This is a genomic window from Sphingobium sp. D43FB, assembly GCF_002312805.1.
Taxonomy (GTDB): Bacteria; Pseudomonadota; Alphaproteobacteria; order Sphingomonadales; family Sphingomonadaceae; genus Sphingobium.
On sequence record NZ_NMUA01000024.1, the window covers coordinates 64,566 to 70,933 of the forward strand.

The 6,368-nt window shown below is 56.0% G+C and carries 5 protein-coding genes; 2 read left to right on the forward strand and 3 right to left on the reverse strand.

Annotated features, from left to right (window positions below; translation table 11 throughout):
* Positions 1-73: 73 nt before the first annotated feature.
* Complete coding sequence (locus SxD43FB_RS17790) at positions 74-1,096, forward strand: virulence RhuM family protein (RefSeq protein WP_037474147.1); 1,023 nt, start codon at positions 74-76, stop codon at positions 1,094-1,096.
* 510 nt (positions 1,097-1,606) lie between these two features.
* Here SxD43FB_RS17790 and SxD43FB_RS17795 read toward each other — a convergent pair.
* Entirely contained in the window at positions 1,607-2,149 is a 543-nt protein-coding gene (locus SxD43FB_RS17795; RefSeq protein ID WP_096063330.1) for a recombinase family protein, read from the reverse strand.
* Between the two features lie 204 nt (positions 2,150-2,353).
* Here SxD43FB_RS17795 and SxD43FB_RS17800 point away from each other — a divergent pair, with 204 nt between their 5' ends.
* On the forward strand, positions 2,354-2,608 hold the full coding sequence (locus tag SxD43FB_RS17800; protein WP_096063331.1) for a hypothetical protein: 255 nt from the start codon (positions 2,354-2,356) through the stop codon (positions 2,606-2,608).
* A 314-nt stretch (positions 2,609-2,922) separates the two neighbouring features.
* Here the strand turns inward: SxD43FB_RS17800 and SxD43FB_RS17805 are convergent, their stop codons facing one another.
* Both SxD43FB_RS17805 and SxD43FB_RS17810 read right to left on the reverse strand, forming a co-directional pair.
* Positions 2,923-4,332 (reverse strand): DUF3987 domain-containing protein, encoded by a 1,410-nt coding sequence (locus SxD43FB_RS17805; RefSeq protein ID WP_096063332.1) that lies wholly within the window; start codon positions 4,330-4,332, stop codon positions 2,923-2,925.
* A complete protein-coding gene (locus SxD43FB_RS17810) occupies positions 4,332-5,438 on the reverse strand; it encodes a hypothetical protein (RefSeq protein ID WP_096063333.1) in 1,107 nt (368 codons plus the stop codon). Before SxD43FB_RS17810 ends, SxD43FB_RS17805 begins: the two co-directional genes overlap by 1 nt.
* Between the last annotated feature and the right edge of the window lie 930 nt (positions 5,439-6,368).

The following is a 6,368-nucleotide window of genomic DNA, read 5'->3' on the forward strand; positions in this document are numbered from 1 at the left end:
TGCTCTACAGAGGAGCGCATCATGAGGACGTCTATGAATCAGGTATCCGGGTATCGCACGAGAAGGTTCAACCATGTCGGGTGAAATGATCCTCTATAACACCGAGGATGGCGTAACGGTCGTCCAACTGAGGGCGCGGGACGGATCGGTCTGGCTCAGTCAGGCCCAGATTGCTGAGCTTTTCGAAGCGACGAAGCAGAATGTCAGCCTTCACATCCGTCACATCCTTGAGGAGGGAGAGCTAGAGGAACATTCAGTCGTCAAGGAATACTTGACAACTGCCGCTGACGGCAAGGCCTATCGGACATTGCATTACAGCCTGTCTATGATCCTCGCGATCGGCTTCCGCGTTCGCTCGGCGCGCGGCTTGCAGTTCCGGCGTTGGGCGGCGACCAGCCTGTCGGAATATCTGGTGAAGGGTTTCGTCATGGATGACGCCCGCCTCAAGGAACCGGGGACCGACTATTTCGATGAGTTGCTGGCCCGCATTCGCGACATCCGGTCTTCGGAGCGGATGTTCTACCAGAAGATATTGGATATCTACGGCACCAGCGTGGACTACGACGGACATGCCGAAACAACCCAGCTTTTCTTCCAGACGGTGCAAAACAAGATGCACTGGGCGGCGCACGGTCACACTGCCGCTGAAGTTATCTCCGCCCGCGTCAGCGCCACCAAGGACCATATCGGGCTGACCTCATGGGCAAACCAATCCAAGGGCGGCCCGCCACGCAAGACTGACGTCACTGTCGCTAAGAACTATCTGTCCGAAGAGGAGATTCAAGCGCTCAATCGGATTGTGACCGCGTATCTGGAATTCGCGGAGCTTCAGGCGATGAGCCGAAAGCCGATGACGATGCGCGACTGGATCGCCAAGTTGGATGATTTCTTGGCGCTAAGCGATCGTGATATTCTAAGTCACGCGGGTAAGGTCAAGGCGGATGCGGCCAAGGCAAAGGCGCAGATCGAGTATGACAAATGGCATGCTGACCAATTGAACAAGCCCAGCATAGTGGAGCGGCATTTTATCGAAGCTACAGCAAAGGCCAAAAAGATCGGCGCATCTCGCCCCTCATCGACGCCCAAGGAGACCTGAAGGAGCGACGGCCATTTTTCCCACAATTCTGCGGGATTGAGGCTGGTCCGGGCTCACTATTGTGTAACAGCTTTGTGTAGCAGAGGCTCTCAGGGGACCGTGTTTTGGACGATCCCCGTGCATTTTCAATGCTTTGAGAACAAATGGTGCCCAGAAGAGGAGAGCGCCGAGGGCGATTTGAGTCCTCGTTGGGGACTGGACGGATTTCCGCCAATTCCGGGGTGGAGGATGTGGGTGCCAGAAGAGGAACCGCATCACTAGCCCCAGCGTCCACGACCATCATCTCCCCCATATCGTCGCTTACGGCCTCATCGATCTCCGGCATGATGTCCGCCACGCTCTCGTGCAGATCATCAGCGGAAGTATTAGGGTCTAACGCTGGTTCATGGTTGGAGCGTGGGGTCGTCATGCTGGTCTCAATGATGATGTCATAAGGTCGATCGGCGATCGTGGGGAGGGGATCGTCGCGATGAAGTGTGGGGATGTCGGTGGGGTCCCGAAGGATGCTGATCAGGCAGCCAGAGCACGGTAGACCGATGCGCGGCCGATCCCCATCTGCTTGGCGATCGCGGCGGCTCCCATGCCACCGGCCTTGAGTTCCTTGATCTTCGACGGATCGATGCTGGCAGGGCGACCACGATATTTCCCGGCGGCCTGCGCTTTGCGCACGCCCTCCATCTGGCGCTCATGCCGGATATCTGACTCGAAACAGGCCACGGCAGCGAGCATAGCGAGCATTAGGCGTCCAGTGCTGGTGTCGGTATCAACACCGGGCTGGTTCAGGCAACGGAAGCCCACACCCTTCTTAGTCAGCACTTCGATGATACGGTGGAGGTCCGCGACACTGCGGGCCAGACGATCGAGCCGGGTGACGATCAGGGTGTCACCTTCACGGGCAAAGGACATGGCCATGGCGAGTTGTTCGCGATCGGTGGTCGATCTGCCCGACACCTTCTCCGCGAAGACCTTTTCCGCCCCAGCGGCCATGAGGGCTTCGTGCTGGATGTCGAGGCTCTGGGATGTCGAACTCACGCGGGCATAACCGATGATCATGGGGCCTCCTGTCTCGTTTGATCCTAGACTTGCGCCAATGGCGGGGTCTCAAAATGCAATTCGGGTCTATTGATATGGGGATCGTGTGGGGTTGAGATATCCCATCAGATTTTACCTTGATGGGACGATTCTCTCATGAAGTTGGATGAGGCTCAAGCACTTCTAAAAACTCGATAATATTTCGATTCGATGGTATGGCGGGATATGGACCTATACCATCTCCGCGTCGGCGATCTTGTGATCCGCGAATCCGATACCGAACGCGGGGTAAAGCGGCACATCGGCGAGGTGATCTCGATCAGGGCACGGATCAGATATTTCCATCCGACGCAGGACTGGCGAGATTGGTGGGACCTCCACCATAGAACTCAATATCCCTACGGACCATGGAGAGAGGATCGGCGCTGCCGGTTGATCCAGGCCCAGGTCGACCAGTTGGATCGCCTCGGGCTGCGGTGATGGCGATCAGGCCGCAGAGGCACGCTCTCTCGCGGCGCGCAGTTCCTTCGATGCGCGGGCGCATGTTTCGTCGATCAATTCTCCACTAAAATGTTTGCGGCGGCCGCCATGCCATGCCACTGATCCGACGTCGGAATACCCATCATATTCGATGAAGTCGGGCCAGTCCGGATGCGGGCGGCGGCGATTGGCCGATCATGGGGCTGGACTGTCCACCTCATCGCCTGAAACCAGGACAATCGATCAAGGAGGGCTGCCTGCGATGAAACCTCGCGGTCGAATATCGCAGGCCGCCTCTTCCACAACCCGTGCTGTTATGCCGCCTTAAGGCGCGGAACGGACTGCTTGATCGAATAATATACAGTTTTGGCCGTCCCCAATGTCTCTTCAGCGGCTGTGACAAGATCGTCACGGATCAGCGTGTCCATCACCGCTTCGCGCACCCGCAGATCAAGCCGCTGTAGAGGATTCCGCGTCAGATCACGCATCGTCGCGGGGCCTTTGGTGCGAAGGAACCTGAGGACGCGTTCGATATATTTCGAGAGGCGAGCATCACGTTCGTCGACGTGTTGCACGTCCAGGGTGCGCCAATGGTGCCCATAGAATTCGATCAGCGCCGTTGCGGCCTGCGCCGCCTCAAGCGTTATCTCGCCATGCCCCTCATAGGCGGTAAGCACTCCAGCCATCCGACACGCATGTTCGAATGTGCGTTTGAAAAACGTCTCTTCCTCTACCCGCATTTCCAACGCGCGGTTTTGAAACGCCAGCATGTGATGTTTTGCATTTCCCGACCAATGCATTGTGGCCAGAACCAATTCACGATCGTCGCCCTCTCGCGTCTCTAGCGGGTAACTCAGCATCTCGTCGATCCGATTGCAGAAAGCCTGCAATTTGCTGGTGAGTTGTTCACGACGCAGCATCTCGGAGGGATCGGTGAAATCGGTTGCTATCGGCTGCCATGCGCACGGAGAAACAATCAGAAATCGAGCGTGAATCCCATGCTGGCGGAGCGTGACATTCGTCAAAAAATCGCCTGCAACTGCCGATTGCACCATGATGAGCCCACTCAATCGACGTCCCCGCAGGCGCATCATATGATCGCCGGTTGTGCGATCGATCGTGTCGCCATCCCAAAGGTTGGTAATTGCGCTGGCGAATTCCGCTGGAGAGTTTTCGGCCTTGAGGCTGTGTCCAGCGAGAAGCGAACCGCCCTCGGCTGTAAACAGGCCATAGGTTGGCCACCCCTCCTGGAGGGTTTTGAAGATGCCGTTGGTCGTGGTTTTCGATGGCGTGTTCCATGGATGACGCGGTAGAGTGGGCTTCTGCCTCTCCATTCGATGACGATCTTCTGGGGAAACATCATTATCTTTGTCCATGGCAGCACGACGGCGTTCCCATTGGCGCTTGTCAGTCTCATATGCTTGCATCTGCTGAGCGTGGAGATCGCCCATCCGAACTTGCCAGGTTTCGATGCCGCCCATCAGCGAGCGGTAAATCGACGATTTAGCATCACCCGAGGGTGAGAGAATGAGAAAAAGCTGACTGAGGGGATAGGCATGCCCGGCACGTTGCAGACTATCGACGTTATAAAGTCCCTGCGACGCATGGCTCATGATTGCCAATGCCGCAGTTCCAACTGATTCAATCGGATAGTTGCCAAGGGCGGCCTGAGCTTCGATCGCGGTGCGGGCATTGACCGGCAGAAGATGGAGAGGAAATTCCATCAGAAAGCCCTCCCGAACTTGGCTTCCGCACCGTGAATGACACGATCCAGGTAATTGCGATTGAGATAGTCAGATTTTCGGTTTTTACCCTGAGCGCCCGCATGAATCGCTGCACAGAGGCGGTCCCTCAGATAGTTGGCATCATACTCACCGCCGGGCGTTACCGCAGCATAGTGAGCCGCAGCACGCAGGATTGGTCGATGGTAATTCGGCCCTATATCAGCGAGTAAATCTTCGAATGCCGCGCCCGACGGCCGAGGCGGGAGGTAGCACGAGGGCGGTGGCGGAGGACAAACGGGTTTTGTCCACGGCGAAAGTCGGACGGTGTCATTCGACCTACGCACCAATCCCGACCTGTGCTTTTCCATGGGGTCGACGCCACCGACGAACACAGGCGCGGCAGTATAATGGACCTGATTTGCTACAAAGGGTGCGGCATCCACTTCGATGTCGCGAAAATCACCGCGCTCAAAACGAGTGTGCAAATCGCTGCAAAACCAGGCAGCCTCAAGCATGAACCACAGGTGGCACGACAGCGTATCCCAGCCCCTGACGCCTGCGCTGCTGGACCATTGATAATGATAGCTCACGTCGTGAAACTCCGGCGGGAGCAAGCTAACAAGGTAGGCGAGCCGCGCATCTGAGTCTTCCAATGCCAGGGAGCCAACGGGCACCTTGTCAAAGTCGAGCATTACCCACCGAAGACCCGCCGGATTGGCGCGCAACGTCGCGGGGGATTGATCATTATCGTAAAGCAAACGACGGATGTGATGGGTCGGCCCTGTAGGCTGGCCGCGCACGATACAAGCGTGTGGTGCCGCCTCTAGGAGCGTCAACAACTCGCTCAGGCATTCAATGTCTTGGATCGTCTCGACAACCGCATTAAAGGTCAGAGCTCGATCATAGTTCTGCGTCACCCAACCGTCTACCGTGTGCACATGAGTCTTGGTCATGTTGGCGAACTCGCCATCACGGGTTAATGCATGAGTCAAAATCGTAACTTCGGTATCCATATTATCCCTTCTTAAAATAAAAAGTCCGAGCCGATCGCGGCGGCCCGGACTTCCGAAGGGATTCCTCAATTTCATGAAATCATACTGGATCATGGAATTGAGGTCACCAAACCTGCTCACTACCACCGCGATTGGAGTGCCAATCTATTTATCCACATTGGGAAAGTGCGGTGAGCATTTGCAATATTATTCTTCTTTTAGCGTCTTCAGATTCGAACTACTGCTGACGACATTGACGACGCGAGGTGTCGTCATTTTGACGACATCAGCACCTGAATGACGACGCTGGTAACGACGCTGAAAGTGACATAAAACGGCGCAAAACCGCGGTTTTCTCAGAAAGAGCGCCGGTGTCGTCTTAGTCGTCAGTCCTATTTCGCGACAGAGAAGGGCTATAAGCCAATTTTGATTTAATATATCTATATTTCAACGAATTAGTCCAGATATCTGCTACCGCGACCATGATCGCGAATGCGTCTGACGACGTGACGACATGCCGACTAGCGGAATCCACTTCAACGCTCTTTCCGGAACGGCTGGGACCGGAAGAATGCCATGCCCGCGTATTTTACGAGCAATGTTGTCGAACGCGCGGAAGCCACGCGCCGGGCACCAGCATGGAGAAGTGATTGATCTGCTCCTGGCTTCCTCCGAAAATCACTACCATCAATGAAGTTGGGATCGGGTTCCGGATGCCTGTTGACGTGAGAAACCGTAACCGATCTGCCATCAGACACACATCTGCGCGTCCCGCAACGCGCTGTTGGAAGGCTCGACCATCGGTCCTGACAGGCCCAAGAATCACTACTGTTTCAGTTTCCCCGGTTTCCCACGCATCTATCGCTCGATCCAGCCACTTCACAAACTGGCTGTAGGGGGGATTCAAAAAGGTCAGGCCCTCCGTGCCAACGACGGTGAGACAAAGCACCGCCGGTAATTTAGCCTTGAGGGCGCGGATGAGATATCACCATGGTTATGCCGCGTATTCCAAACGACGAGACGAACTCCGCCGCCGCAGGCGCT

Bases quoted from the DNA above. Each gene is read 5' to 3' on its own strand.
- SxD43FB_RS17790 (WP_037474147.1), top strand. From the start codon at position 74: ATGTCGGGTGAAATGATCCTCTATAACACCGAGGATGGCGTAACGGTC.
- SxD43FB_RS17795 (WP_096063330.1), bottom strand. From the start codon at position 2,149: ATGATCATCGGTTATGCCCGCGTGAGTTCGACATCCCAGAGCCTCGAC.
- SxD43FB_RS17800 (WP_096063331.1), top strand. From the start codon at position 2,354: ATGGACCTATACCATCTCCGCGTCGGCGATCTTGTGATCCGCGAATCC.
- SxD43FB_RS17805 (WP_096063332.1), bottom strand. From the start codon at position 4,332: ATGGAATTTCCTCTCCATCTTCTGCCGGTCAATGCCCGCACCGCGATC.
- SxD43FB_RS17810 (WP_096063333.1), bottom strand. From the start codon at position 5,438: ATGATCCAGTATGATTTCATGAAATTGAGGAATCCCTTCGGAAGTCCG.